The organism is Janthinobacterium sp. BHSEK (genome assembly GCF_056174685.1).
On the sequence record NZ_JBWBYV010000030.1, the window covers coordinates 153890 to 179484 of the forward strand.

Below are 25595 nucleotides of genomic sequence, written 5' to 3' on the forward strand. Positions count from 1 at the left end.
TCTCGCCATCTTCCCCCTCGCATGATGATCCCGGCGTTGGCCCTGAGCCACGTTACGGGAAAATAATGGTTTAATTGATAATGTTCGGCCATGGCTGGCGGGGGCCGATGATACCATCGGGCAGGTGGCAGGGATGCGTATCCCCTGTGGTAGAAGAAGGCAAGCATGAAACAAGCAAGCATGGCATGGTTGCTGGCGGCACTGTTGCTGCCGGCGGCGGCCGGGGCGGGAGGCCTGCGCATCGTCGGCGAGCATTTGCCGCCGTCAAGCATGATGGAAGGCAATGTCGTCGTGGGACGCGAAACGCTGAAGGTGCGCGAGATCATGGCGCGCGCCGGCATCGGCTATACGATGGAACTGCTGCCGTGGAAACGCGCGTATGCGCAGGCGCTGCGCGAGCCTGACACCTGCATCTTTTCCACCACGCGCACGCAAGAGCGCGAAGCGCAGTTTCGCTGGATCGGCCCCCTCAACGAAGCGGAGTGGATACTGTATGGCCTGGCCGAGCGGCATCTGGCGCTGCGCACCCTGGCCGATGCGCGCGGCCTGGTAATCGGCACGGTGCTGGGCGACGCGCGCGACGATTACCTGCGCCAGCACGGCCTGAACGTGGCGCCCGTCACGCAGGAGTGGCTCAATCCGCAAAAGCTGCTGCTGGGGCGCATCGACCTGTGGGCCGTCGGGCTGGCGGTGGGCAGCAAGCCTTTCGTCGGCAAGGAATGGGAGGGCAAGGTGGTGCCGCTGCTGACTTTTAATCGCGTGCAGACTTACCTGGCCTGCAACCTCAAGGTGTCCGAGACGCAGGTGGCGGCCATGCAGCGCGCGGCGGCGGCCATGCGCCGCGACGGCAGCATGGCGCGCGAACAGCTGCGCTGATCCGGTGCGCTGACTCAGCTCTCCAGCCACTGGCGCACGCAGTTGCGCCCTTCGCGCTTGGCCTGGTACAGGGCCTGGTCCGCATGGCTGTAGGCCGTGTCGAACGGCGTGCCGGCGCGGTTCCAGCTCAGGCCCACGCTGACGGTGATGGCGCGCGTGATGGGCGCCGCATGGCGCTGGCGGCCGACCGTCTCGCAGATGCGCTGCGCCACCTGCGCCGCGTCGTCGCGCGAAGAGGTGGGCCAGACCACGGAAAACTCTTCGCCGCCGACCCGGCCGATGGCCGTCTCCTGTCCCAATAATCCTTTTAAACAGTCGACTACGGCCTGGATCACGCCGTCTCCTGCCGGGTGGCCGAAGTCGTCGTTGACCTGCTTGAACAGGTCGATATCGAGCACGATCAGCGCCATGTCGCCCTGCTCCAGGCAGCGCGAGGCGTGGTCGATCACGGCGCCGCGGTTCAGGGCGCCCGTCAGCGGGTCGTGCGTGGCGCGGTATTCGAGCTGGCCGGCCAGCGTCTGCAACTGGCGGTTCAGCAGATGCATGTCGCGCTCGGCGCGGTCGCTGCGGCCGATCAGCCGGCGCGTCTCGCGCATCAGCCGCTCGTAGTGAACGATCAGTTCACCGAGCACGCGGCGCTGCGCCTCGCCGCTGGCGTGAAGGTCGGCGTGCATGCGGCGCGCGGCAGCCAGCGCCGCCGCTTCCACGGTGAACAGGTCGGGTTCCGGTCCGGCCTCGGAGATGGCGGCGCGCATGCCCTAGCTGCCTTGCACGGGATGGTCGTGGAAGTCCAGCGCCGTAAAGTCCTGCTGCAGCTCCTGGCCGAATTCCAGGATGGTGTCGTCGTCCTCGTCGTGATACCAGTTCAGGCGCACCTGGTTGCCGTCCACGGCCGCCTGGTTCAGGGTGTCGAACAGGGTAAACAGCATCTTCGTGCTGGAGCTGTTGAAGTAGGCCAGCGAGACGTTGACGGTGATGGCTGCTGCGCGGCAGTCTTCCAGGTAGGCGCGCACGGCGGCGATCAGCGGGCCATAGAAGGCGGCTGCGTTTTCCGGATACGACTCGCCCTTGATCGACAGGGTGTGCTGCTCGAAACGGAAGTCGATTTCGGGCGAACTCGGGGTCGCGGCGATGAACAGTGGTGACGGTAATTGCATATGCTTTCCTGAGTCGGCTCTTTCAAATGATGGCTTTGATGCAGAAGATGGTGTGGCCAGGCTCCTGTGGGTCCTGGACGAATTCGAATTCCAGCGGCTCGCTGGCGTCGCGCGCCATGGTGAGGAAGCCCAGGCCCGCGCCCTTGCTGTCGGACGGCGCTTCCTCGCGCAGGGCCTTCTTGTAGGCGAGGCGGATTTCTTCCATCGTCATCGTGTGCAGCGGCTCCAGGCGCGCGCGGATCTGCGCCACGTTGTCCGTCGAGACGGGGTTGGCGCACAGCAGGAAAAAGCTGTCGCCGCGCGTGCCGATGCAGAACGAGCCGCGCCGCATCTGCTGGTCCAGCTGCGCATCGGGCGTCAGGCTGTCGGCCGAATAATGCATGATGTTTTGCGACATCTCGATGAACGAGGAAAAGATGCGCCGCCGCGTGGGCCCGGCCGCGCCGGCCGTATCGAGGCGCGCCTTGATGGTTTCGGAAATGGCGCTGACCACGTGCTGCGAGAAATAGCCCACGTAAAAAAAGATGATGTTGCGCTTGCGGGCCACATCCCAAAACTCGTTGAATTCTTCGTACAGCACGTGCGTGCTCCTGGCTAGCCGGTGACCCGGTTTCTTGTTGATAAGGTGGCTCGATGGCGCCCAAACTACAGGCGGAAACAGAAAAAGGTCAGGTCGTCGCGGCGCGGCTGTTTTCCCTGCCACGCGGCGCTGTCCTGCAGCAGCGCCGCCGCCACCTCGCCGGCCGGCGCGTCGCGCCGCGCCAGCAGCTGCTCGCGCATGCGCCGCTTGCCGTAGGCGATGTCGCGCGCGCCGCCGATCTGGTCGAGCAAGCCGTCGGTGGTGAGGAACAGCAGGCTGCCGGCGGGAATGTCGGGCGTCTCGTTGTGCCAGCAGTAGCCGGCCGGCGTGTCGACGTAGCCCACGCCCATGCGAGCGCCGTCGATGGCGCGCACGGTTTCTTCGCCGGGGGCCGCCACGTAGAGCGCCAGTTTCGCCCCCGCGAAACGCAGGCTGGCGCTGGCCTCGTCGTAGCACAAAAAGGCGCAATCCATGCCGTCGTTCGAGCCGGCGTGGCCGGTGGCCGCGCCGCTGTCGGCGCCGTCCTGGCCCAGCAGGGTCTTGATGGCGCGGCTGACGGCGCCGATCAGGGCGGCCGGATCGCGCGGCCCCCGTTCGCGCAGGGCCTGGCTCAGGGCCGACGAGGCGATCAGGGTCATGAAGGCGCCCGGCACGCCGTGGCCCGTGCAGTCGGCGATGGCGGCGAACCAGCCCCCTTCGTAGCGTTCGAAAAAGTAGAAGTCGCCGCCGACCACGTCGCGCGGCTGCCATTCCAGGTGGGCGTCGGGGAGGGCCGCGCGCAGTTCCGCATCGGAGGTGCGCAGCAGGGCGCGCTGGATCACGCTGGCGTAATCGATGCTGTGCATGATCTGCCGGTTCTTTTCGGCCTGCATGGTGGCCACCACGTTCATCAGCTGCAGGCCGAAGCCCACGCCGGCCAGCGCGCCGTCTTCGGTGATGATGAAGCCGTCGGCCAGCGCCTTCTCTCCCGCTTCCACGGCGCGGAAGGTGAGGTCCTCGATGCTCATGGCGCCATCGACGATCAGCGGTTCCTTGTCCATGAAGGCGATGCAGCTCTTCTTGCCGTACACCTCGTGATAAAAGGGCTTGGACATCTGCGACATGAAGATGTTGCGGCTGATTAAGCCGATGGGCTTCTGCTGTTCCGTGACGGGCAGGCTCATCATGTCACGCCGCTCCGTGAACAGTTCCAGCACGGCGAAGTTGCTGGCGTCGGCCTGCACGGATTCCGTGGGAATGCACAGGTCAAGCGCCACGGACGTGCGATAACGGGGAAGATGCAATCGAGAAGCGTTGAACTCCACAGCGGCTACCTTTACATGACGATCGGACCCTTGTTGTCACGCGGGCAAGGCGACTGACAAACAGGCAATATCATCATGGTAGCCGTCGAATGTGACGGCTTGATTACCGACTTGTCAAAACCGTATGCAAGATGGCTGCATGGCAATCCGTTGCCGGGCTTACAGACGCCTGGCCAGCGCCTGTGCCTGCTCCAGCCAGCGTGCGCGCTGCGTGCCGGTGGAATCGATCATGGGGCCGAAGCAGGCCACCTTGACGGGCTTGACGCCGCAAAATTCCAGGGTCGTCTTGCGCAGCTGGTGAATGCCGGGCATGTGGTAGACCCAGCGGAAATACCAGGGCGGCGTGTCCATCGCCACCAGCAGCTGGGCCGTGCGGCCCTTCAGCAGCTGGGCGGGAAACGCCTTGCCCGGGCGGTATTTGAAGGCAAAGCCGGGCAGGAAGATACGGTCGACAAAACCCTTCAGCAGGGCCGGCGCGCCGCCCCACCAGATCGGGTAGGCGAACACCAGGTGTTCGGCCCAGCTGATGGCTTCCTGCGCGGCCAGCAAGTCCGGCTCCAGCGGCTGCACCTGGCGGTAGCCTTTATGCAGGTTCTGGTCGAAGTCCAGCTGTCCCAGGCGCAGTTCGCGCACGGTATGGCCTGCGCCGCGGGCCGTGGCGGCGTAGGCCTCGGCCAGGGCGGCGCAGAAACTGTCGCTGGACGGGTGGCCGAGGAGAATCAATATGCGCTTGGGTGTCGTCTTGGTCATGATGCAGGCTGTCCGTTAAAGAAGAGCTTGCATGCTAAAGCCTGCCCCTAGTGGCAGAGTCAAGCGCGGAATGTCAGGCTGCCTGCAATTGCTGGCGCGCCAGGCAGTCGCGGATTTCCGTGTCGATGTCGGCCAGCTGCGCGTCGAGCTGGCGCAGGCGGGAGATATCCTGCCGCACCTGCGCGCGCTTGGCGTCGATGTGCCGCGACAGGGCGGCCCAGTCCGTGTCATCGCCGGCCAGGACGGGCAGTAGTTCGGCCAGGCGGAAGCCCAGGACCTGCGCCTGGCGTATCAGCTTGACTTGCGCCAGGTCTTGCTGCGTGTAGACTCTGTAGGCGCCGGAACGGCGCACATCGCCCAGCAAGCCCAGCGCCTCATAGTGGCGCAAGGCTTTGGGCGAGGTGCCCGCCAGACGGGCGATTTCTCCGATGTACATGGGTGATCCTTTATCGAGCGTGAGCGAATCTTACCGCAAGGCAGTGGCGCCCAGGCGGCCCAGGCATCGTCAGACCCGGCGCGGCGGGATTTTCTTCGCCGTGCACTCGGCGCAGGTGCCGTACAGCGACAGCGCGTGCTCGTGCAGCACGAAGCCCCGCTCGGCGGCGATCTCGTTCTGGCGCAGTTCGATGCCTTCATCGACGAATTCATCGACCTTGCCGCAACCCGTGCAGACCAGGTGGTCGTGGTGCTGGCCTTCGTTCAGTTCGAAGACGGCGTGGCCCGATTCGAAGTGCCGGCGAAACAAAATGCCCGCTTCGGCAAACTGCATCAGCACGCGGTAGATGGTGGCCAGGCCCACGTCGATCTTTTCAGCCAGCAAGAGTTTGTAGACATCGTCCGCACTCAGGTGCTTGATCGTGCCTTCCTGGAACAGCTGCAGAATCCGCAAGCGGGGGATGGTCACTTTCAATCCCGATTCACGCAGTTCCCTCAATATATCCATGTCTCCCATTCCTTTTTGTAATCGCTGAGCGAGGTAAGCCATTATATCGCAAATGATAATCATTACCATTCTCATGTGCGCATTGAAAATAGTATGCTGCATGGGCAGGCGGCAATCCAGTGACATCGGTGCAAGTAGTGCTTGCGTTGCGGACAAGTTTGCCAGCGCGATAGTTAAGAATGGAAAAATGGCACCCGGATCGCTACACTGTGCAGCAGACAATAACAATGGAGGGGTCATGGACCGATTCGATGCGATGCGCATCTTTACCCGCATCGTCGAACTGCGCAGTTTCACGCAGGCGGCGCATGACCTTGGCTATCCGAAGGCCACCGTCACGCATGCGATCAAGCAGCTTGAAGCGCGGCTGCGCGTGCGCCTGCTGCAGCGGACCACGCGGCAAGTGACGCCCACGCCCGATGGCGAGGCGTATTACCAGCGCTGCGCGCGCCTGCTGGCGGACCTGGAAGAAACGGAAGCCGTGTTTTCCTCGGCGGTGCGGCAGCCGGCCGGCAAGCTGCGCATCGACCTGCACGCGACCCTGGCCATGCACTTCGTCATGCCCGTGCTGGACCGGTTCTGCGCCCGCTATCCCTTGATCGAACTGGAAATCGGCATGGGCGACCGCCTCGTCGACCTGGTGCGCGAAGGCGTCGATTGCGTGCTGCGCGTGGGGGAGTTGAGCGATTCGTCGATGGTGGCGCGCAGGGTGGCGCTGCTGGAGCAGGTGACGTGCGCCAGCCCCGCCTACCTGGCCGCACACGGCACGCCGGAAAACCTGGCGCAGCTGGCGGGCCACCGCGCCGTCAATTTTTTTTCCGCCCAGACGGGCAAGGTCTGGCCCTTCGATTTCAAGGCGGATGGGCAGCGGCACAGCGTGGCCTTGCCGGGCAGCGTGTCCGTCAATAACGCGGACGCGTATCACGCCTGCTGCCGCGCGGGCCTGGGCTTGATCCAGGCGCCCCGTTATCACCTGGAGCGGGCGCTGGCGTCCGGCGAGCTGGTGGAGGTGCTGCGCGACTGGCGTCCCGACCCGCTGCCCGTGTCCGTGCTGTATCCCCACCACCGGCAATTGTCGCCGCGCGTGCGCGTGTTTGCAGACTGGGTCGCCAGCCTGTTCGCCGAGGCGGCCTGATTTTGCAATGCCGCATTTTCTTGACCTGGGCAAAGGAAAAAATCCCTCTGTTGATGCCATCTAGCACTATTTGATGTGGATCAAAGTTTTTGTTGCACTGCACTCTTAGACTTCGCAGCGTTACTTAACGACAGAGGAAAATAAAATGAAAAAGTCCGCAACTGCAGCAGCAATCGTTTTGGCCGCCATCGGCGCATTCGCCGGCAACGCAATGGCACAGGAAGGCCCATGGCTGGTCCGTGCGCGCGCCGTGCACATCGATCCGGCCGATAAATCTGCTCCTGTTGGTGGCGTCGGCGCATCCGACCGTTTGACGGTCAGCAGCAAGACGATTCCTGAAATCGATATTTCGTACTTCTTCACCCCGAATATCGCTGCCGAGCTGATCCTGACTTACCCGCAAAAGCATGACGTCAAGCTCGACGGCAACAATATCGGTACCTTCAAGCACCTGCCGCCGACCCTGTCGCTGCAATACCACTTCATGCCTGAAAAACAGTTCAGCCCTTACGTGGGTGCCGGCATCAACTACACGAATATCTCGGACGTGAAATTGCTGAATGGCGCCGGCCGCCTCGAGCATGACAGCTGGGGCTACTCGCTGCAAGCCGGTGTCGACTACAAGCTGGACAAAAACTGGTCCTTGAACTTCGACATCAAGAAAGTGCAGATCCGCAGCGATGTGTTCATCGGTGGCGCCAAGGCCAGCGAAGTCAAGGTCGATCCTATCCTGATCGGCATCGGCGTCGGCTACCGTTTCTAAGCCGGAATAGCGCCCGCAAGGCGCGGACAATAAAAAAGGACGGCCTTGGCCGTCCTTTTTGCATTGCATGCGTCGTTTATTTTTTCAGCGTCTTTTCCAGCGCCAGCTGGTAGTCCGTCTTTTCGTAGCCGGCCAGGTATTTGTTGGTGGCGTCGAGGAAGGCGCGCGAGCGGTAGGCCGCTTCCAGGTCCTTGACCCAGGGCTTGGCCTTGTCGGCCGTGCGGATGGCGACCAGGTTGATGTAGCTGTCCGAGATCTTTTCCACGGCGAGGGCCGACGTCAGCTTCATGCCGGCGGCCAGGGCGAAGTTGCCGTTGACGAAAGCGTAGTCGGCGTCCGCCAGCGAGCGTGGCAGCTGCGCCGCTTCCAGCGGCACCAGTTTCAGCTTCTTCGGGTTCTCCAGTACGTCGCGCTCGGACGCGCGCAGCGGGTCGACGTTCGGTTTCAGCTTGATCCAGCCCATCTTGGCCAGCATCACCAGCGCGCGCGCCTGGTTGGTCGGGTCGTTCGGCATGGTGATGGTGGCGCCGTTCCTGACTTCGGCCAGCGTCTTTTGCTTGCCGCCGTACAGGCCGATCGGCATGGTCGGCACGGTGATCAGGGAACTCAGTGGCAGCTTGTTATCGGTGGCGAACTTGGTTAGATACACGATGTGCTGGAACACGTTGGCGTCCAGCGAGCCTTCGGCCAGCGCGTAGTTCGGCTGCACGTAGTCGTTGAATTCGACGATCTTGACCTTGTAGCCCTGTTTTTCCAGGATGGGCTTGATGCCCAGCTTCAGCTGGTCCGAGTAAGGGCCGGAGCTGGTGCCGATGACGATTTCCTTCGGGTCCTTGGCGTGGGCGGCGGTGGCGAGGGTCAGGCTGGCAGCGGCCAGCAGCAGGGTGCGGCGAATGTGGTTCATGCAGGTCCTTGTTTCTGAATTTGAATTAACGTTTGTCGAGGCGCTTGGCGATGCGCGTGCCGGCGAACTGGATGGTTTGCACCAGCACGATCAGGATGGCGACTGTAGCGACCATGATGTCCGTCTCGAAGCGGTAGTAGCCGTAGCGGATGGCCAGGTCGCCGATGCCGCCGCCGCCCACCACGCCGGCCACGGCCGAATACGACAGGAAGCTGATCGACAGCACGGTCAGTGCCAGCACGAGGCCGGAACGCGCTTCCACCAGCAGCACGCGGAAGATGATCTGCAGCTCCGACGCGCCCATGGCGTGCGCAGCCTCGATCACGCCGCGCGGGACTTCGCGCAGGTTCTGTTCCACCAGGCGCGCCAGGTAGGGAATGGCGGCGAACGACAGCGGCACGGCAGCTGCCAGCGGGCCGATCGAGGTGCCCGCGATGATGCGCGTAAACGGCGTCAGGGCGACCAGCAGGATGATGAAGGGGAAGCTGCGCACGGTATTCACCAGCCAGCCGAGGATGGTCGACAGGGGGCGGTTTTCCAGCGACTGGCCTTCCGAGACGAGGAACAGCAAAATGCCCAGGGGGCCGCCGATCAGGATGGCGGCCGTGAGGCCGATGCCCAGCATGGTCATGGTCTGGCCCAGCGCCACCCAGATTTCCGGCAGCAGGTTGACGACGTTATTGATCGATTCTTCAAACATGTGTTGCATCCTTCCATGCGGTGGCTTCAAACGCCTCGGTGCCGTAATAAGCCAGCTCGCGTCCCAGCGCCGTCTTGCGCGGGGTGGCCGTGTCGCTCAGATCGAATTGTTCGGCGATGGCGCCGTTTTCCACGACGGCGACGCGGTTGCAGATGGCGCCCAGCACCGACAGCTCATGGCTGACGATGACGATGGTCACGCCCAGGCGCGCATTGATGTCGCGCAAAGTGTCGAGCAGGGCGCGCGTCGTTTCCGCATCCAGCGCGGAGGTCGGCTCGTCGCACAGCAGCACGTCGGGGTGGCTGGCCAGGGCGCGGGCGATCGCCACGCGCTGCTTCTGTCCGCCGGACAATTGCGCCGGATAGCTGTGCAGCTTGTCGGACAGGCCCACCAGCGCCAGGCATTCCTCGACCCTGGCGGCGATCTGCTCGCCCTTGGCCGTGCCATGGATTTTCAGGGGGAAGGCGACGTTGTCGAAGACGCTGGCGTTTTGCAGCAGGTTGAATTGCTGGAAAATCATGCCGATGTTCTGGCGCGCGTCGCGCAATGCGCTCTTGCCCAGGCGCGTCAGCTCGCGCCCGGCCACGGTAATGGTGCCGCTGTCGGGACGTTCGAGCAGGTTAATCAGGCGCAGCAGGGTCGATTTGCCGGCGCCGCTCTTGCCGATCAGGCCGAAAATATCACCGGGATAGACTTCCAGCGTGACCGATTTGACCGCGTGGAATTGTTCGCCCTTGGGCAGCGCGAAGGTCTTGTTCGCGCCATCGATGCGAATCACCGGCGTACGGTGTGGTGTGGTCATGCAGTGTTTCCTTTTTTATTGGACCGTGACAGGCGTGCTTGCAGGGGCCAAATCGCCCAGCCTGTTACGTCGGTTGCGTAGTATACCTCCGATCGTGTTATTACTCCTACGACAGAATCTTGCTTTGAATATGCAAATAATGTCTATATGGGTATTTGGCGAGAGTAAACGCGGTTTTTTCGTGTTCAGCCGATGGAAAATTCGACGGGAATCGATAATTCCAGCGGGTCCGGCCGTTCCTTGGGAATGCGCGGCAGTGGCGCCGCCCGTTGCAAAGTGTCGAGCGCGGCCTGATCCAGCGCCGCGGAACCGGAACTGCGCTCGATGGCGGCCGCCAGCACCTGGCCATCGCGGTCGATGCGGCAGCGCAGATACACCACGCCCTGTTCCTGCTTCGCGCGCGACGCCGTCGGGTAGCGGCGGAAGCGCTCCATGCGCGCCAAAACCTTGCCTTCCCAGCTCGATACGCCGCTGCGCAGCTCCTGTGGCGCGGGCGGCAGGGCAGGCGAGGGCGGTGCCGCCGCGACAGACGCCGTGGCTACCGGTGCCGGCGTGACGGCGGCATGGCGCACCTCGGCAACGGCCGCGATGCTCTCGGCTTGCGGCGGCATGGGCGCGGCATCGGGCTGCGGCAGCACGAACTGCGGGATGGCCGGCACTGCCTTTTTGGCAAGGGCGTGCGATGGCGCGGCGGCCGCGCTGACCTGTTCAGCAAGATTCTGCTCCAAAGGGCGGGGCGGGGCGGCGGCCGGCAGGAACAGCAGCATGGCCGGCTGTGCGGAGTCGGGCGCGATGGCCAGTACGGGCGCCGCTGGCACCCGGTGGTGCACGGCCCATCCCAGCAGGGCGCCATGCACGGCGAAGACCGTGGCGATGGTCAGCGGCTTGTGCCACTCCGGCGGCGGCGGCTTTTCTGGCGCCGGCGCCGGACCCTCCGGGCGACGCAGCAGATAGAGGATGACGGCGATTTCCATCGTTGCCACGAGGACGATGACCCACCAGGGCGGATGGCCGAGGCACATGGCGACAAAACCGATGGCCATGCCCAGGCAAGCGAGGATCTTGCCGCGCCGCGACACGGCGCGGTGTTCGCGCCACTGGCGCAGCGGCGCGCCAAAGCGCGGGTGGTGCAGCAGCCAGTGTTCCAGGCGCGGCGAGGCGCGGCTGAAGCAGGCCAGCGCCAGGATCAGGAAGATCGTCGTCGGCATGACGGGGAGCAGGGCGCCGATCACGCCCAGCGCCACCATCAGCATGCCGGCCACCGTCCAGGCCCAGCGGCGCAGCCGTGCCGTGTGCGCTTCCGCGTTTGCTCGGGTCACTGGTTCCTCCATCAGGCGCAGGCCTCCACGTGGCCGTACATGCGCAAAAAGGCGGCGCGCGCGCCCTCGATCACGCGCGCTTCGCCGGCGTCATCAAGGGCGGCCGTATCGAGCACGGACGTAAACTCGCGCCAGTGGCGCGCGCGCCCGTCCGGGTGGCCCGCAAGGTGGCGCGCGCCGTGGTGTTCATCGAGGCCGATCTTGCCGGCCAGTTTATACAGGATGGCCGCGCCCAGCTTCGAGCCTTCGCTCACGTACAGCCAGCCCAGCGCCGTGGCCAGGTCCAGCTGCGCGTCGAACGGCGGCGTGGCCGCATCGGCTGGCAGGGCGGTGCCCAGGTCGCGCAGATCGGCCGCGATGCTGGCGTAGCGGCGGCGCTGTTCCAGATCCGGCAGCAGGGCGGCCAGTTGCGCGTTGTCGTACAGCGCGTCGACGTCGCGCAGGAACGCGTACTGCGCCTGCAGGAAGCGCGCGTAATTGTCGCGGCTGGAAAACGGCGCGCTGGCCATGATGCGCTGGTCCAGCAATTCGTGGGTGGCCATGGTGTCGGCTTTCAGGCGCTGGCTGCGGGTCGGGGCCGCGTTGGTCGGAACGGCGTTCAAGGTACTGGTGGTGTCGCTTGCATGCATGGAATATCTGCTCTCTATTATAAGGATGAATCAAATCAGAAACGAAGGCCAAGCGTGACGCGCGCCGTGCGGCCCGGTCCCGGCATCAGGCTCAGGGTCAGCGGATCGAGGTAGTAACGGTCCGTCAGGTTGTCCACCGCCACGTCGACGGTGGCGTTGGGCGTGATCCTGTAGCTGGCGAACAGGTCGGCCAGGGTGTAGGCCTGCGTCAGCACCTGCGGCGAGGTGCCCGTCCACGACTGCCACACGGCCTTGTCATCCTGACGCGCCAGCGGATGGCCGACGTGCGTCAGGCGCGTGCCGACGGTGAGTTTCTCCTGCAGCCAGCGCGTGCCCAGGGTCAGGTTGGCGCTCAATTTGGGCTGGATATGGTTGCTCACGTAGGAGCTGCTAAAGCCGATGGGCGAGCAGTCGGGCGTGTTCCAGATATCCGATTGCCACTTGCTGGCCGTGCGCAAATAGGCCGCCGTGGCCGCGTCGCAGATCAGGGTCTTGCGGTTCCAGGTGCCGGAAAAGTCGGCAAACACGCTACCCCGGTCATATGACGACTGCAGTTCGATGCCCGAAACGCTGTACTTGTCCGTATTCGCCATCGAGAAATTCTGCGCGTAGGCCGGCAAGTCGGGAAGCGGACGGCGCGTGATGTAGCCGTGGGTGACGTTGTCGAAGTACGCCACGCGCAGGCGCAGCTTGTCGGCGGCGCTCCATACGCCATCCTTGACCAGGCTCACGCCGATCTCGCGGTTGTGGCTGCGCTCGGCATTCAAGGGCGACGAATACGTGGCCGAGAATCCCATTGTCGACTCATACAGGCTGGGCATGCGCAGGCCGCGCGCGTCGCGCAGGAACAGGCTGACGCTGTCGGACAGGCGCGCCGTCAGCGCAAACGTGGGCGCAAAACCGTGGTCCTTGCGGCGGATCGGCTTGCTGTAGCTGAACAGGCCGGGGATGGCGTCGCGGAAGACATAATCACTGCCGCTCCAGTCGGCGACCTGCGAGACGTCCAGCGGCGCCGGCTCGGCGCCGTATTTTTCCACCATGCCGCCCACCAGCGCGGGATTGGTGGCGGGCGTAAACCGGCCCTGCGCATCCTGGTACCACTTCGCTGCGCCGAGCTGATCGCCGTCCTTGTCCCACATGGTGACCCATTGCCAGCCTTGCGGCTGGTATTGCTGTTCGGCGCGGCGGTTGCGGTCGCGTGACTCGAAGCGCTGGAAGCGCCCGCCCACCTCGACACTCAGCCAGTCGCGCGCCTGCCACTGCAGCGAGGCGAATGCGCTCTGCTCGTGGCGCTTGCCGTTGCGCAGCGTGTGGTTGGCGTTCAGGTCTTCGTCGAGGATGCGCACGCTGTCGGCCGGGCCGATATCCTCGTTCTGCAGCGACAGGCCATAGTCCAGCTTCAGCGCGCCCATGCCGGTGGCGAAGCGCGAGCTGTTCGTCAGGTCCGCGCCGACGCGGCGCGCCTGGTTCTTCGCCAGGTACAGCACTTCCACGCATTCCTTGCATTCATGGCCGCCCGGATTGGGCTTGCCTTCCAGCGGATTGCTGAAGATGTCGCCGTTGCGCGACTTGCTCTGCATGTCCGTCAGCCACAGGTTGGCCTTCAGGTCGATCAGCTGCTGGCCTTCCGGCTTCCACTCGTAGCGCGCCGTCAGGGCATTGGTGCGCACCTGGCTGGGGTCCCACTGCGGGATGCTGCCGGTGCTGTTGCGGTAGATCTGCGACGGCATGATTTCGCCATAACTGCTGTCGAAATAGCGGTAACCCAGCTCCAGCTTCTGTTCGTGCGGCAGGTGCAGGTTGGCCTTCAACAGGGCCGAGGTGGTGCGGTTGGCCGTGTTCAGCACTTCGTCGCCCTTCTTGAAGAACTGCGTCACGCCATTGTCGTCGCCCCATTCGTTGAGCATTTGATAGCGCCCGAAGCCGCGCGTGCCGGAAAAATAATTGCCGATGCTGCGGTGGCTGATGGCGGCCACCAGGTCGTAGTCATCCTGGCGCGTGGCCACGGCGATGCTGCCAAAGCCGCTGCGCGGGTCGCCCAGCTTGTTGCGGTGCGTGCGCGGCGCGCTGCCGAAATCGGCGGGCGCCGAGACGCTGTTGTCCTGCATGCCGCCGCGCAGGCGCACGCCCGTGCGCTGGCCCGGTCGCAGGATGTCTTCGGGGCGCAGGGTCTGCATGCTGACCATGCCGCCGATGGCGCCCGCGCCTTGCGCCGACAGGTTCGGGCCCTTGTCGATGCGGATGGCGCTGATCAGGTCAGGGTCGATGTAGCTGCGGTCGGCGATGCCCGCGTATCCGCGGTAGACGGTGGACGACTGCAGGCTGCCGTCGATCAGCACGGGCACGCGGCCCTGGCCCTGCATGCCGCGCACGTTGACGTCGACGGCGCCGCTGTTGCGGCTGTCGCCCACCTGCACACCGGCCACGCCCTTGAAGATATCGGCCGGCGACGTGCCGCGGAAGCGTTCGATCTGCTCGCGCCCGATGTAGGCGGACGATGCGGACGTGACGTAGGGCAGGTCAGCCGGATCCGTGTCGTCCGCCTCGAACGTGCCGCTGCCGCCCTGGCCATTCACGCGCAGAGTGCCGATCTGCACCGCGCCGGCAGAGACAGGCGCCGGCGCGCTGATGATGATGGTCGTACCGCCTTGCAGCTGCGCCTGCAGGCCGCTGCCGGCCAGCAGCTGGCGCAGCGCCTCGGGCAGCGAATGCCGGCCTTGCAGCGGCGCGCTTTGCCGTCCCTGAGTCAGGCGCGCGTCGGCCAGCAGCACCATGCCGGCCTGGCGCGCCAGCTCGTTCAGCGCGCGGTTCAGAGGCTGCGCGGGGATGTGCCATTCCACCTGCGCCACCGGCGCGGCGGCGGCATGCACGGCGGGCGTGCCGAAGGCCAGGCCGATGGCCAGTAAGAGGGGAGACAGGCGGGCGGGCAAGGGGTGGCGTGGTGGAGTCAAATGCATGTTTTTCCTATGGTGATGTTGGTGATCCTTCATAGTTAAAACGAATGAGTATCATTTACCCTGACGTGCGGATTGATTTTATTTCGCGACATGGGGACAAATCAGCGGGCGACGATATGCAGCTTGCCGTCCTGGCGCAGCAGGCGCACGGGCAAGGCCAGCGGCAGGGCGGCGGCAAATTGCGCCGGCAGCTTGGCGTCGAAGCTGCCGTTCAGGCGCAGGCCGGCCAGGGCCGGATCGTCGAGCACGAGGTTGGTGTCGCCATAGCGCTGGAATTCGGCCAGCGCCTCGGCCAGGGTGGCGTCCTCGAAATCGAGGCGCCCGGCACGCCAGTTGCCCACCGCTTGCGCGTTGACCCTGGCCAGCGCATTCACGCCGTGCGGCGTGACGGTGACCGTGTCGCCCGCCCGCAGCACTTCGGCATGCGCGCCGGCTTCGCTTTCCACGCGCACCGTGCCTTGCGCCACGCTCACCTGTGTCGTGGCGTCCACGTGGCGCACGGAAAAATGCGTGCCCAGCACCGTTGCCGTGGCCGCTCCCGCGATGACCTGGAACGGACGCGCAGGGTCGGCGTGTACATGGAACATGGCCTGGCCGCGCAGCAGGCGCACGGTGCGCCGGTCGCGGTGCAGGGCCACGTCGACGGCGCTGCCACTATCGAGTTCGATGCGGCTGCCGTCGGGCAGGACTTGCGTGGCGAACTGGCCGCGCGCCGTGCTGTAATCGTGCTGGAAGCCGGGGCGCTGCAGATGGCTGGCCAGCGGCCAGGCCAGCAGGCCGCACAGCAGCAGGCAGCCGCCGGCCAGCGCGCCGCGCGGCGGGAAGGAGGCCGCCTGGCGCAGCCGCTGCAACAGCGATGACGGCGTGCCCGCCGCCGGGGCGGGCTGGCTGAAGGCCGCCACGCGCTGCGCCGGCAGACTGGCCAGCAGCGCATCGGTGCGGGCCAGCGCCTCCCAGGCCTGCTGGTGGCGCGTGTCCGCGTCCAGCCATTGCTGCCATGCCGCCAGTTCGTGCGCGGCCAGGCCCGCGTCGTGGCGCAGCAGCCATTGCGCCGCCAGGAAGTCGATGTCGTCGGCCGTCGTGTCTTGTGATGTCATGTGCTGTTTCATAGCGTATCCCGCTCGGGTAAGCCTTTTTTACAGGCGAGCATGCCGTTGATGATGTGTTTTTCCACCATGTTGACGGAGATACCCATCTGGGCGGCGATCTCGATCTGGCTCAGGCCATCGAACTTGTACAGCGCGAAAGCCTGGCGGCAGCGCGGCGGCAGGGCGTCGATGATGACCAGCAGGCGCTCCATGGTTTGCCGGTCGTGCAGCCGCTGGTCGGGTTCATCGGCGCGCGGCGCGCGCAGCTGCATGTGCGGCTCGTCGAGCGCGTCATGGGGCCGTCTCTGCTGCAAGCGCTGTTCATCGATGGCGATGTTCTTTGCCGTCACGTACAGCAGCGCGCGCTGGCCGCTATCGGGCGCCGCGCCGCTGTGCAGGGAGGGCGCACCGCCTTGCCGGGGAGGTGCGCCGCCGAGCGGATCGCGTGCCAGGATGCGGGCGTAGGCTTCCTGCACCACGTCCTGCGCCTTGTCGCGGCATCCCGTGGAGCGCGAAATCAGGCGCAGCAATTCCTGGTAATAGCGTTCAAGCACCGCGCGTTTCCTCGTTATCAAAGCAGGCAATAATAGCAAGCTCATCAAACAATAACAAGAATCATTCTCATTTATGTTGCTGGATAACGCTGGATATTTTTTGCAATGAAGACAATAATCGGTAGCAGAAGCCGCTGTCGCGAAGATTACCGCCCTTATTATCGATTTTATCGATGCTAACTAGGTATATTTTCCGTTTTACATCGATCTTCATGCCATGCATAATCTGTTGCAACTGAAGCCAGACAATCAGCCGCAGGCGCCGTTCGCCTGCAGCCGTTTGCGGTTTTGACATCCACCACTCCCTATCAGGAATCCATCATGAAAAAACTGCTCGCTTTTATCGCCGCCGCCGGTTTCTCGCTGTCCGCTGTTGCCGCTCCTGAAGTCTATGTCATCGATGGCAGCCACACCTTCCCCCGTTTCGAGTACACCCACATGGGTTTCTCGACACAGCAAAGCCGTTTCAATAACACCACCGGCAAGGTCACGCTGGACCGCGCCGCCAAGACGGGCGCCGTCGAAGTGCTGATCGATACCAAGTCCGTCGACACGGGTTCGACCCTGTTCAACTCGCACATCCAGGGCGAAGACTTCCTCGACACGGCCAAGTACCCGGTCGCCACCTACAAATCGACCAAATTCAATTTCGACGGCGACAAGCTGGCCTCCGTGGAAGGCAACCTGACCCTGAAAGGCGTGACCAAGCCGGTGACCCTGACCGTCACCTCGTTCCATTGCGCACCGCACCCGATGCTGAAGAAAGACGCCTGCGGCGCCAACGCCACGGCCAAGATCAAGCGCTCGGAATTCAACGCCGGCAAATATGCGCCGGCCGTCAGCGATGACGTGACCCTGACGTTTGCCATCGAAGCGATCAAACAGTAATCGTTGGCTGCATGACGTAAAAATGGCGGCGGACTTCGGTCCGCCGCCATTTTTTTTTGAGTGGCGGTAGGTCGGAATAGCGCGGCAAGGCCGCGCGTAATCCGACATGAGCCGCCAACAAGGTGTCGGATTACGCGACGTGTCGCTAATCCGACCTACGCGGGCGACAGCACCTTTACGCCAGGTGATGCACCTCCTGCTGCCCATACACGGGGGTAGTCAAGCCTTCCATGCGCGCCTTCAGCTGCAGCGACAGGTACTGGGAATAGTGGCGCGACTGGTGCAGGTTACCGCCGTGGAACCACAGCGATTGCTGCTGCGTGGGTTTCCACATATTGCGCTGCTCGCCCTCCCACGGGCCCGGGTCCTTCGTCGTGGCGGAACCGAGGCCCCACACCTTGCCCACTTTATTCGCCACCTCGGGCGAGATCAGGTCGGCTGCCCAGCCGTTCATGGAGCCGTAGCCGGTGGCGTATACCACCAGGTCGGCGGGCAGCTCCGTGCCGTCGGAGAGCACGATGGAACGGGCTTTCAGTTCCTGCACGCCGACGCCGCTTTTCAGCTTGATCTTGCCCTCGGCGACCAGTTCGGAGGCGCCCACGTCGATGTAGTAGCCGGAGCCGCGGCGCAGGTATTTCATGAACAGGCCCGAATCGTCGTCGCCGAAATCGAGCATGAAGCCGCGTTCTTCCAGGCGCGCATAAAAGTCGGCATCGCGCTCGCGGATGGCCTTGAAGACGGGCTTCTGGAAGTCGGCCAGGATCTTGTACGGAATCGAGGCGAACGTCAGGTCCGCCTTGGCCGTCGTCATGCCGGCCGCCAGCGCCCGCTCCGAATACAGGTCGCCCAGCGCCAGGTCCATCAAGGAATCGGACTTGACGATGTGTGTCGACGAGCGCTGCACCATGGTCACATCCACGCCCGCTTCCCACAGGGCGGCGCAGATATCGTGCGCGGAATTGTTCGCGCCGATGACGACCACCTTCTTGCCGGCATACGCGTCCGGTCCCGGATGCTGCGACGAGTGCTGCTGCTCGCCCTGGAACACGTCCATGCCCTTGAACTTCGGCATGTTCGCCTTGCCCGACATGCCCGTCGCCAGCACCAGCTGCTGCGGCTTGAGGGTGACGGGCTGGCCGTCGCGCAGCACCTGTACCGTCCACTCGCCGCTGGCGTCGTCGAAGCTGGCCGATTCGCATGACGTCGAACCCCAGTAGTTCAGTTCCATCACCTTGGTGTACATTTCCAGCCAGTCGCCGACCTTGTCCTTGGGCGTGAAAACGGGCCAGTTGTCGGGGAAAGGGATGTACGGCATGTGGTCGTACCAGACGGGGTCGTGCAGGCACAGCGACTTGTAGCGCTTGCGCCAGCTGTCTCCCGGGCGCGCGTTTTTCTCGATGATGATGGTGGGGACGTTCAATTGCCGCAGGCGCGCGCCCAGCGCGATGCCGCCCTGGCCGCCGCCGATGATGACGCAATACGGTTGGCGCGCGTAACCGAGTTCCTTGGCTTCCTGTTCACGGTGCTCCAGCCAGCTGCTGCGGTTGGTGCGCGCGCCGTGTTCCGCGCCCATGGGCCGCCGGCCGCCCTTGGCTTCTTCAAAACCCTTCAATTCGCTCATGGTGGTAAGCAGCGTCCAGATCTTGCCGTCGCGGATGCGGATGAAGCCCACGCCGCGCGCCACATTCGTTTCCACCGTGATCCAGCTTTGCAGCACGCCGCCCGCTTCCACCGCATGCTCGCCGTCGGCGATGCGGATGGCAACCGGCTGCACGGCGCCCAGCTGGGCGGCCAGCATGGCGGCGATCTGCTCGCGGCCTTCCAGGGTTTTCAGGTTCCAGGTAAACAGCACCAGGTCGCGCCAGTAGCCGTCCTGTTCGAACAGCTGCGTGGCGCCCGTGCCGTCGCTGGCGCGAAGAAAGCCTTCGAGCTGCTCCAGGATGCCGGCCACGGCCAGGTCGTGCGGGTTGATTTCGGTTTGCATCGTGTCTCCTCCAAGTCTGCTGACTTTATGATGGGATGCGGCTGTGTTGCCGCTGACGATGTTGTAACACCGGCGTTCCGGCCCCGCATCCCGCAGCGCAGCATGGACGAATGTGAGACGGAAATCTCAGCTTGCCGGATGCCTTACTGGCGGTGCGGCGGCACGATGTGCAGCTGCTTGAGGCGCCGGTACAGGGTGGCGCGCGAGACGCCCAGCATGGCGGCCGCCTGCAGCGGGCGCCATTTGGCGGCGTTCATGGCGTTGACGATGCGCGTGCGCTCGGCCAGCTCCTGCGGCGTGCAGGCCGGCGCATCCTCTGTCACGGGGGCGGCGTTTCGGACGCGTGCCCGCGCGCTGGCCTGGCGCAGCGGCGCGCGCACGCGCGCATGCAGCCAGGTGCCGCCGCCCGCCAGGCGCAGGGACAGCAGGTTGTGTCCCGTGCGCGCATCGAACAGCCGTTCGGCGCGCACTTCCAGCACCTCGGCGATGGGGCGGGGAAGGGCGTCCAGGCCGCCGATGACGTCGCGCGCGCAGCGGTTGGCGGCGACGATGTCGCCATGTTCATCGATGGCGAGCAGCATTTCCGGCTGCACTTCCACGAAGTGGCGGTTGCGGTGCGCCAGCAGGATGCAGCAATGGCCGTAGGACGTGAGAAAAAAGCCGTCCTCGATCAGGGTCGCGCCCTGGCGCACCAGCTGTTTCACCAGGCGCTGGCTGTCGCGCGCATCGGGCGAATTCAAGGCCGACGCATCGAGCACGCCGATCAAGTCGCCGTGCGGCGAAAAGATCGGCGCTGCGCTGCAGGTCAGGCCCGTGAAGGCGGCGCGGAAGTGGTCGGTCTTGTGCACGGTGATGGCTTCCTGGTCGAGCAGCACGGAGGCGATGCCGCACGTGCCTTCCTCCTCTTCCGACCAGCACGAGCCCGGGTACAGGCCCGCCTTCTTGAAATCCTTGCGCTGGTGCGTGTCGGCCGCGTAGTCGATCGTCACGCCGCGCGCATTGGCCAGGATGACGCAGTAGCCCGCTTCGCGCACCATGGCGTGCAGGCGCGGCAGGCACTGGCCCGTGGAGCGCAGAAAATTTTCCTCGGATTGCTGGATGGCGCGCAGTTCGGCGCCCGTCAGGATGCGCGGCCCGGTGGTGGAGGCGGGATCGAGCCGGTAATCGTCCAGCGAGCGCCGGTACGAGGACGCCAGCCTGGCCGTATCGGCCCCGGGATTGACGATACGGCCGGCGATCAGGTCGCGTACGCGGTCGATATGGCTGGTCTGGCGGACGTAGGGCATGGCGCTCTCCGGTGTCTCGGTATTTTTGATGGTATGCCCGTTTGTAGCATGAAGGCCGGGGCGGCGCATTCTGCGCTGCAGCATCGGCTGCCGTGAGACGTTCGTCTCAAGGTTTGGCCCCGCACAATAGGATGCTTTACAACAAGAGCATCTCTGATAACATCCGTTCAAATCGACAGTCAGCTATCGCAAGGGATACCTATGGCAACGCAAGCGATGTTCCCCGTGCGCAGCTCACTCATCCTGGCCCTGCTGGGCTGGAGTGCCGCCTGCGGCGCCGCCGGCCAGCTCGATCCCGATGGCCAGAGCAGCCTGGAAAAAGAGGTGGCCCGGCGCGCCGCCGTCGAACCGGCCATAGCCGCCGGCTGGCACATGACGCGTTCCGTGGAAGCGGGCGTGCAGGTGGCTGGCGAGAGCAACCTGTTCTGGAAGCTGTCGAATACGCCGGCGCGCAATCCCGGCTTCGATTTCAATCCCTACTGGTACGAGTTCTATGTCAAGCCGGCGCTCGGCTTCAAGCGCAACCTGGGCGACGGCAAGCAGCTGTATGCGCGCGTGTCCGCCGTCGGCTCGGGTACCTTGCGCCATGATCCGTTTGGCGCGGGCGACACGGGCCGCATCTCGATCGAGGAATTCGTCGCCGGCATCCGCATGCCGCTCGGCGGCACGAATGCGCGCCTTGACCTGTCGGCCGGCGCGCAGAATTTCACGCTGGGCACGGGCATGCTGATCGCCAATGGCGGCTCGAACGGCTTTGACCGTGGCGCGCTGAAACTGGGGCCGCGCAAGTCCTTCCAGAATTCCGTGGTGGCCAAGATAAGCCAGGATGCGTTCAGCGCCCAGGCGTTTTATCTCGACCCGAATGAAAATCCCGACAACGATAGCGGCACGCGCGTCGTCGGCGTTGACGTCAGCTACGCGCCCGCGAACGACCGCAAGGCCGGCATCGCGTATGGCAAGGTGCCCCGTTCGCATGCCGCGTATCCGCAGGCGGCGCCGGGCGGCATCGGCGCACCGCTGGCCGTGCCTGACGGCCGCAAGGACTTGCAGTTCGTGTATGGCTACGCGCGCGTTCCCGTGCTGCCCACCGTGCTGTCGAAAGGCTGGTTCGGCGTCGATGCCGCGCGCGAGTGGAATACGCGCGAGCCGATGCGGGCCTGGGGCTGGCGCACGGAAGGGGGCTTTTCGTTGCCCGACGTGGCGTGGACGCCGAAGTTCACGCTTGGCTACCAGAGTTTTTCCGGCGACGATCCGCGTACGGCGCGCAACGAGCGCTTCGACCCGCTGTTCTTCGAAGGCACGCCGGGTACCTGGGCTTCTGGCAGCAAGGCCACCTGGGTTTTCGTCAATGCCAACGTGAATGCGCTGCAGGCCACCATCGAGCTGCACCCGACGCCGAAAGACACCGTGACCGCCTACCTGGCCCAGGTGCGGGCCAACCGGATGGGCAGCCCGCTGCAGTTCGGCCAGGCCACGCGCCTCGACGTGCCGGGCGACGCGCCCGTGGTGATCGCCGGCGTGCTGCGCCCGATGCTGGCCAACGATGTCTTCGTCAAGTATGTGCGCGTCGTCAACCCGAATACCTACCTGACCCTGGGCTTCAGCGCCTCGTTCGCGCAGTCGGGCGTGAACCAGCTGGTGAACGGGCAGGCCAGGACCTGGACGGGATGGCTGGCCAACGTCGTATGGGTTTATTAAATATTCTGTCTATCAAGGAGAGCACCGCATGAACGATTTCCCCAGCATGAAACGCCTGGCCCTGGCCGCCGCCTGCCTGGCGCTGTCCGCCGGCGCCCACGCGGCCGAGGCGACGGCGCCGCTGTCAGCGGCCGCCAGCGATCCGGCCGCATTGCAATGGATGGTGGGCGCGCCGCCGCCGGCCGACAAGATCATCCGCTTCGACGATGGCAGCTATTTCAATTTCCCGCAGCTGCGCTGGAGCGTGTCGCACTTCCGCCAGCTGATGCCGACGGTGGACGTGTCGCGCGGCCTGAAAGCGCCCGTACCCTTGCAACGCGCGCTGCGCACGGATATCGACAGCCTGCGCTTCACGCCCCTGGGCGCGAAGGAAACGATGACCTGGGAGCAGTCGCTGGGCGCCAACTACACGGACGGCATCGTGGTGCTGCACCGGGGACGCATCGTGTATGAACGGTACCTCGGCGTGCTGAAGGACAGCGGCCAGCACGGCGCCATGTCCGTGACGAAGTCCGTCATGGGCACCATCGGCGCGGCGCTGGTGGCCGAAGGCAAGCTCGATCCTGACAAGAAAGTGGCCGAGTATGTGCCGGAGCTGGCCAAGTCGGCGTTTGGCGACGCCACCGTGCGCCAGGTGCTCGACATGACCACGGGTCTGAAATTCAGCGAAGATTACGCGGACCCGAAAGCGGAAGTGTGGCAGCACGCGGCGGCCGGCAGCCCGCTGCCCAAGCCGAAGGATTACACGGGGCCGCGCAGCTATTTCGAGTACCTGCAAACGGTGCTGCACGAGGGCCGGCATGGCGAGGCGTTCGGCTACCGCACGGTCAACTCCGACGTGCTGGGCTGGATCATCGCCCGTGTCACGGGGCAGAACGTCAACGACTACCTGTCCGAGCGTGTCTGGCAGAAGCTGGGCGCCGAGCAGGATGCCTACATGACGGTCGATTCGACGGGCACGCCGTTTGCCGGCGGCGGCCTGAATGCGGGCTTGCGCGACCTGGCCCGCTTCGGCGAAATGCTGCGCAACGATGGCCGCTACAACGGCCAGCAGATTCTGCCCAAGGCGGCCGTCGAGGATATCCGCCGCGGCGGCGACAAGCAGCTGTTCGCCAAGGGCGGCTACGATCTGCTCAAGGGCTGGAGCTACCGCGACATGTGGTGGGTCACGCACAACGACCATGGCGCCTACATGGCGCGCGGCGTGTATGGCCAACGCATCTACGTCGACCCGAAGGCGGAAATGGTGATCGTGCGTTTCGCCTCCACGCCGACGGCGGCCAATGCGGCGAACGACCCGACCACCACGCCGGCCTTCGAAGCGCTGGGCAAGCTGCTGCTGGCCAAGCCGAAGTAGGCTGCCAGCCGTGCGGCTAAGCGGGCACAACTGCAATATACTATCCTTTCGTCATCATTTATTGCTTGAATGATAATTCATGCAGCGCACGCGAGGGGAACGCACCGTGGAAACCAGCCAGCCGGACCAACCGCGCCCCCCGTTGTGGCGGCGCCTGCTGTGGCCGGTCGCCCAGCTGGGCTCGGCCTTCAAGCTGACGGGCACGCATCTGCTGCATCACGTGATCGGCGCCAGCCTGATCGCCGCGTTGATGCTGGTGCTGGAAGGTTTTCACGTGCTCGAATGGCTCGATGCGGCCATGCTGCGCGCCAGCGCGGAACAGGGGCAGCTATTGAACCGGGGCAAGGACCCGGGCGCCGCCTACCGGCCCGGCATCATCGAAATCGACCAGCCCGCGTTCGAACGGGTCTTCGACGAGCGCGAACCGCTGGAACGCACGCGCCTGGAGCAAGTGATCGCCAGCGCCGCCGCGCGCGGCAGCAAGGTGCTGGCCATCGACCTGGACCTGGCGCCGGCCGTGTATGAACAGCACCGGGCGGGCGAGCGGCCGCTGGACCGCCTGCTCGACCGGCTGGCCGCCGACGGCCGGCAACTGGTGCTGATCCTGCCCGAGCAATCGGACCGCAACGCGAACCTGGCATGGATACGCGCGCGCTGCGCGGCCGGCATCCACTTTGCCAGCCCGCGTATCCGCGAACGCATGGGTGCCGTCACGCGCATCGAGCTGAAAAGTCCCGTGCTGGCGGCCGTGGCCTTCGAGCTGGCGCATGGCGCCGGCGAGCAGGAGCAACAGCAGCCCATACCGGCCGTCCTGTCCGAGCAAAAGGAAGGGCTGGCGCTGGCCGGCCGCGTGTGCCAGCTGGCACGGCGCACGGGCAGCGAAAAGGAGCTGGCGCGCTGGGCGTTCGAACCCGTGATCCACGGCGACGCCAAGGATGCGGCCGAGCAGAACGCCGTCACTGCGCCGTTTCACCCGGCCGCCGTGGCGCCGGCATTCCTGTATCCCACGCGCACGCGCGTCAAACTGACCGACGGGCAGGCCGGCGTGGATGCCGGGGCGCTGCGCAAGAATGTCGTGTATATCGGCAGCACCTATGACGTGCGCGACCGCTATACGACGGCCGAAGGCGAGCAGGCGGGCCTGCACCTGCACGCCGCCGCCCACACGTCGCTGGGCATCGGCACGGCCGACGTGAATAAATATGCGGTGTTCGCGGCCGACATCGTCATCGGCGTGTTGCTGGGCTGCCTGTTCGGCGGCCTGTGGACCCTGTACGGCCGCGCCGAACTGGCCATCGACAAGCGCATGGAAGACCACGATTTCAGCCGATTGCACCGCGTGGGCACCGTGGCGGAATTCTATGGCATCCGCCTGATGCTGGTGCTGGTGTGGGCCTCGCCGTTCGTCATCGGCGCGCTGGCCATCTACCTGTCGCGCGGCTTGCTCGAGCAGGGCTGGTGGGTCAATCCCGGGCCCCTGATCGCCGGCATGTTCCTGCACGCGATGTCGCTGCGCGACGAAGCCCACCATCCGCACGAGGAAGTGCCGGGCCTGTCCGTGTGGGGCCAGCTGCGCCGCACGCATCCCGGCATCGTGCTGGTGCAGGCGCCGCTGGCGGCGGTGCTGTTGGTGGTGGCGCTGCTGTAAATTACCTGGAAATGGCGCGAGCCGGGCAGGGCCGGGCAGGAAGATGGAATTATCTTTAAGTAAATTTTAAAAACACTGTTGTTTTTATTTATTTGCTAACTTAAAATGATTTTTTGATAATTTCATGTGAGGCATCATCTGCGCCGCAGGTGCTCACTTCCTTTTTCGCGAAAGCCGACAAATGAACCTGATACGAAAACAGCTGTGTTTTTTGAGCGTGATGCTGGCCGCTGCATCGATGCACGCGGCGCACGCCCAGGCAACGATGCAACC

General features: G+C 64.8%; 25 protein-coding genes. 7 read left to right on the plus strand and 18 right to left on the minus strand.

The annotated features are described in order from the left end of the window. Window positions 1–165 precede the first annotated feature (165 nt). The gene (locus tag AC0V2Y_RS12260; protein WP_475415320.1) at window positions 166–876 is read left to right on the plus strand and encodes a substrate-binding periplasmic protein; all 711 of its coding nucleotides are present in this window, start codon (window positions 166–168) and stop codon (window positions 874–876) included. 14 nt (window positions 877–890) lie between these two features. On the opposite strand, the gene AC0V2Y_RS12265 is transcribed toward AC0V2Y_RS12260, so the two are convergent. The 7 genes from AC0V2Y_RS12265 to fur all read right to left on the minus strand — a co-directional run bounded on the left by AC0V2Y_RS12265 (window position 891) and on the right by fur (window position 5610). Further along, the gene (locus tag AC0V2Y_RS12265) at window positions 891–1631 is read right to left on the minus strand and encodes a GGDEF domain-containing protein (protein ID WP_475415321.1); all 741 of its coding nucleotides are present in this window, start codon (window positions 1629–1631) and stop codon (window positions 891–893) included. A gap of 3 nt (window positions 1632–1634) precedes the next feature. Further along, entirely contained in the window at window positions 1635–2033 is a 399-nt protein-coding gene (locus AC0V2Y_RS12270; protein ID WP_475415322.1) for a DUF1987 domain-containing protein, read from the minus strand. Window positions 2034–2055: 22 nt separating this feature from the next. Then, window positions 2056–2613: a SiaB family protein kinase gene (locus AC0V2Y_RS12275; protein WP_070222302.1), complete on the minus strand. Its 558-nt coding sequence runs from the start codon at window positions 2611–2613 to the stop codon at window positions 2056–2058. Between the two features lie 65 nt (window positions 2614–2678). Further along, window positions 2679–3896: a SpoIIE family protein phosphatase gene (locus tag AC0V2Y_RS12280; RefSeq protein WP_475415323.1), complete on the minus strand. Its 1218-nt coding sequence runs from the start codon at window positions 3894–3896 to the stop codon at window positions 2679–2681. A gap of 180 nt (window positions 3897–4076) precedes the next feature. Continuing rightward, window positions 4077–4667, minus strand: a complete 591-nt coding sequence (locus AC0V2Y_RS12285; RefSeq protein ID WP_475415324.1) for an NAD(P)H-dependent oxidoreductase — start codon at window positions 4665–4667, stop codon at window positions 4077–4079. A gap of 73 nt (window positions 4668–4740) precedes the next feature. After that, on the minus strand, window positions 4741–5103 hold the full coding sequence (locus AC0V2Y_RS12290) for a MerR family transcriptional regulator (protein WP_475415325.1): 363 nt from the start codon (window positions 5101–5103) through the stop codon (window positions 4741–4743). Window positions 5104–5172: 69 nt separating this feature from the next. Beyond that, the gene (fur, locus tag AC0V2Y_RS12295) at window positions 5173–5610 is read right to left on the minus strand and encodes a ferric iron uptake transcriptional regulator (protein ID WP_475415326.1); all 438 of its coding nucleotides are present in this window, start codon (window positions 5608–5610) and stop codon (window positions 5173–5175) included. A 238-nt stretch (window positions 5611–5848) separates the two neighbouring features. Here fur and AC0V2Y_RS12300 point away from each other — a divergent pair, with 238 nt between their 5' ends. Further along, on the plus strand, window positions 5849–6745 hold the full coding sequence (locus AC0V2Y_RS12300; protein ID WP_475415327.1) for a LysR family transcriptional regulator: 897 nt from the start codon (window positions 5849–5851) through the stop codon (window positions 6743–6745). A 145-nt stretch (window positions 6746–6890) separates the two neighbouring features. Then, entirely contained in the window at window positions 6891–7508 is a 618-nt protein-coding gene (locus AC0V2Y_RS12305) for an OmpW/AlkL family protein (protein WP_475415328.1), read from the plus strand. A gap of 76 nt (window positions 7509–7584) precedes the next feature. Here AC0V2Y_RS12305 and AC0V2Y_RS12310 read toward each other — a convergent pair whose 3' ends face one another. The 9 genes from AC0V2Y_RS12310 to AC0V2Y_RS12350 form a co-directional block, all read right to left on the minus strand. Continuing rightward, a complete protein-coding gene (locus AC0V2Y_RS12310; RefSeq protein ID WP_475415329.1) occupies window positions 7585–8412 on the minus strand; it encodes a MetQ/NlpA family ABC transporter substrate-binding protein in 828 nt (275 codons plus the stop codon). Window positions 8413–8437: 25 nt separating this feature from the next. Continuing rightward, entirely contained in the window at window positions 8438–9112 is a 675-nt protein-coding gene (locus AC0V2Y_RS12315) for a methionine ABC transporter permease (RefSeq protein ID WP_475415330.1), read from the minus strand. After that, complete coding sequence (locus AC0V2Y_RS12320; RefSeq protein ID WP_475415331.1) at window positions 9105–9914, minus strand: methionine ABC transporter ATP-binding protein; 810 nt, start codon at window positions 9912–9914, stop codon at window positions 9105–9107. The genes AC0V2Y_RS12315 and AC0V2Y_RS12320 overlap by 8 nt, the downstream gene beginning before the upstream one ends. 185 nt (window positions 9915–10099) lie before the next feature. Next, window positions 10100–11233 (minus strand): TonB family protein, encoded by a 1134-nt coding sequence (locus tag AC0V2Y_RS12325; RefSeq protein WP_475415332.1) that lies wholly within the window; start codon window positions 11231–11233, stop codon window positions 10100–10102. Window positions 11234–11244: 11 nt separating this feature from the next. Beyond that, window positions 11245–11862 carry a biliverdin-producing heme oxygenase gene (locus tag AC0V2Y_RS12330; RefSeq protein ID WP_475415333.1) on the minus strand — a complete coding sequence of 206 codons (618 nt, stop codon included), beginning with the start codon at window positions 11860–11862 and terminating at the stop codon, window positions 11245–11247. 35 nt (window positions 11863–11897) lie between these two features. Beyond that, a complete protein-coding gene (locus AC0V2Y_RS12335; RefSeq protein ID WP_475415334.1) occupies window positions 11898–14819 on the minus strand; it encodes a TonB-dependent receptor in 2922 nt (973 codons plus the stop codon). 101 nt (window positions 14820–14920) lie between these two features. Continuing rightward, on the minus strand, window positions 14921–15916 hold the full coding sequence (locus AC0V2Y_RS12340) for a FecR family protein (RefSeq protein WP_475415335.1): 996 nt from the start codon (window positions 15914–15916) through the stop codon (window positions 14921–14923). An 8-nt stretch (window positions 15917–15924) separates the two neighbouring features. Further along, window positions 15925–16461, minus strand: a complete 537-nt coding sequence (locus AC0V2Y_RS12345) for a sigma-70 family RNA polymerase sigma factor (protein ID WP_475415336.1) — start codon at window positions 16459–16461, stop codon at window positions 15925–15927. Between the two features lie 67 nt (window positions 16462–16528). Further along, the gene (locus tag AC0V2Y_RS12350) at window positions 16529–16756 is read right to left on the minus strand and encodes a hypothetical protein (protein ID WP_475415337.1); all 228 of its coding nucleotides are present in this window, start codon (window positions 16754–16756) and stop codon (window positions 16529–16531) included. 26 nt (window positions 16757–16782) lie between these two features. On the opposite strand from AC0V2Y_RS12350, the gene AC0V2Y_RS12355 reads away from it, so the two are divergent. After that, complete coding sequence (locus AC0V2Y_RS12355; RefSeq protein ID WP_475415338.1) at window positions 16783–17349, plus strand: YceI family protein; 567 nt, start codon at window positions 16783–16785, stop codon at window positions 17347–17349. A gap of 175 nt (window positions 17350–17524) precedes the next feature. Here AC0V2Y_RS12355 and AC0V2Y_RS12360 read toward each other — a convergent pair whose 3' ends face one another. Together AC0V2Y_RS12360 and AC0V2Y_RS12365 are read right to left on the minus strand one after the other, a co-directional pair. Beyond that, a complete protein-coding gene (locus AC0V2Y_RS12360; RefSeq protein ID WP_475415339.1) occupies window positions 17525–19333 on the minus strand; it encodes an NAD(P)-binding domain-containing protein in 1809 nt (602 codons plus the stop codon). A 143-nt stretch (window positions 19334–19476) separates the two neighbouring features. After that, window positions 19477–20619, minus strand: a complete 1143-nt coding sequence (locus tag AC0V2Y_RS12365; RefSeq protein WP_475415340.1) for a sigma-54-dependent Fis family transcriptional regulator — start codon at window positions 20617–20619, stop codon at window positions 19477–19479. A gap of 201 nt (window positions 20620–20820) precedes the next feature. On the opposite strand from AC0V2Y_RS12365, the gene AC0V2Y_RS12370 reads away from it, so the two are divergent. From AC0V2Y_RS12370 to AC0V2Y_RS12380, 3 genes are all read left to right on the plus strand, one after another. Beyond that, window positions 20821–22317 (plus strand): alginate export family protein, encoded by a 1497-nt coding sequence (locus AC0V2Y_RS12370; protein ID WP_475415341.1) that lies wholly within the window; start codon window positions 20821–20823, stop codon window positions 22315–22317. Window positions 22318–22345: 28 nt separating this feature from the next. Next, a complete protein-coding gene (locus AC0V2Y_RS12375) occupies window positions 22346–23674 on the plus strand; it encodes a serine hydrolase domain-containing protein (RefSeq protein WP_475415342.1) in 1329 nt (442 codons plus the stop codon). 79 nt (window positions 23675–23753) lie between these two features. Then, on the plus strand, window positions 23754–25322 hold the full coding sequence (locus AC0V2Y_RS12380; protein ID WP_475415343.1) for a CHASE2 domain-containing protein: 1569 nt from the start codon (window positions 23754–23756) through the stop codon (window positions 25320–25322). Window positions 25323–25595 lie beyond the last annotated feature (273 nt).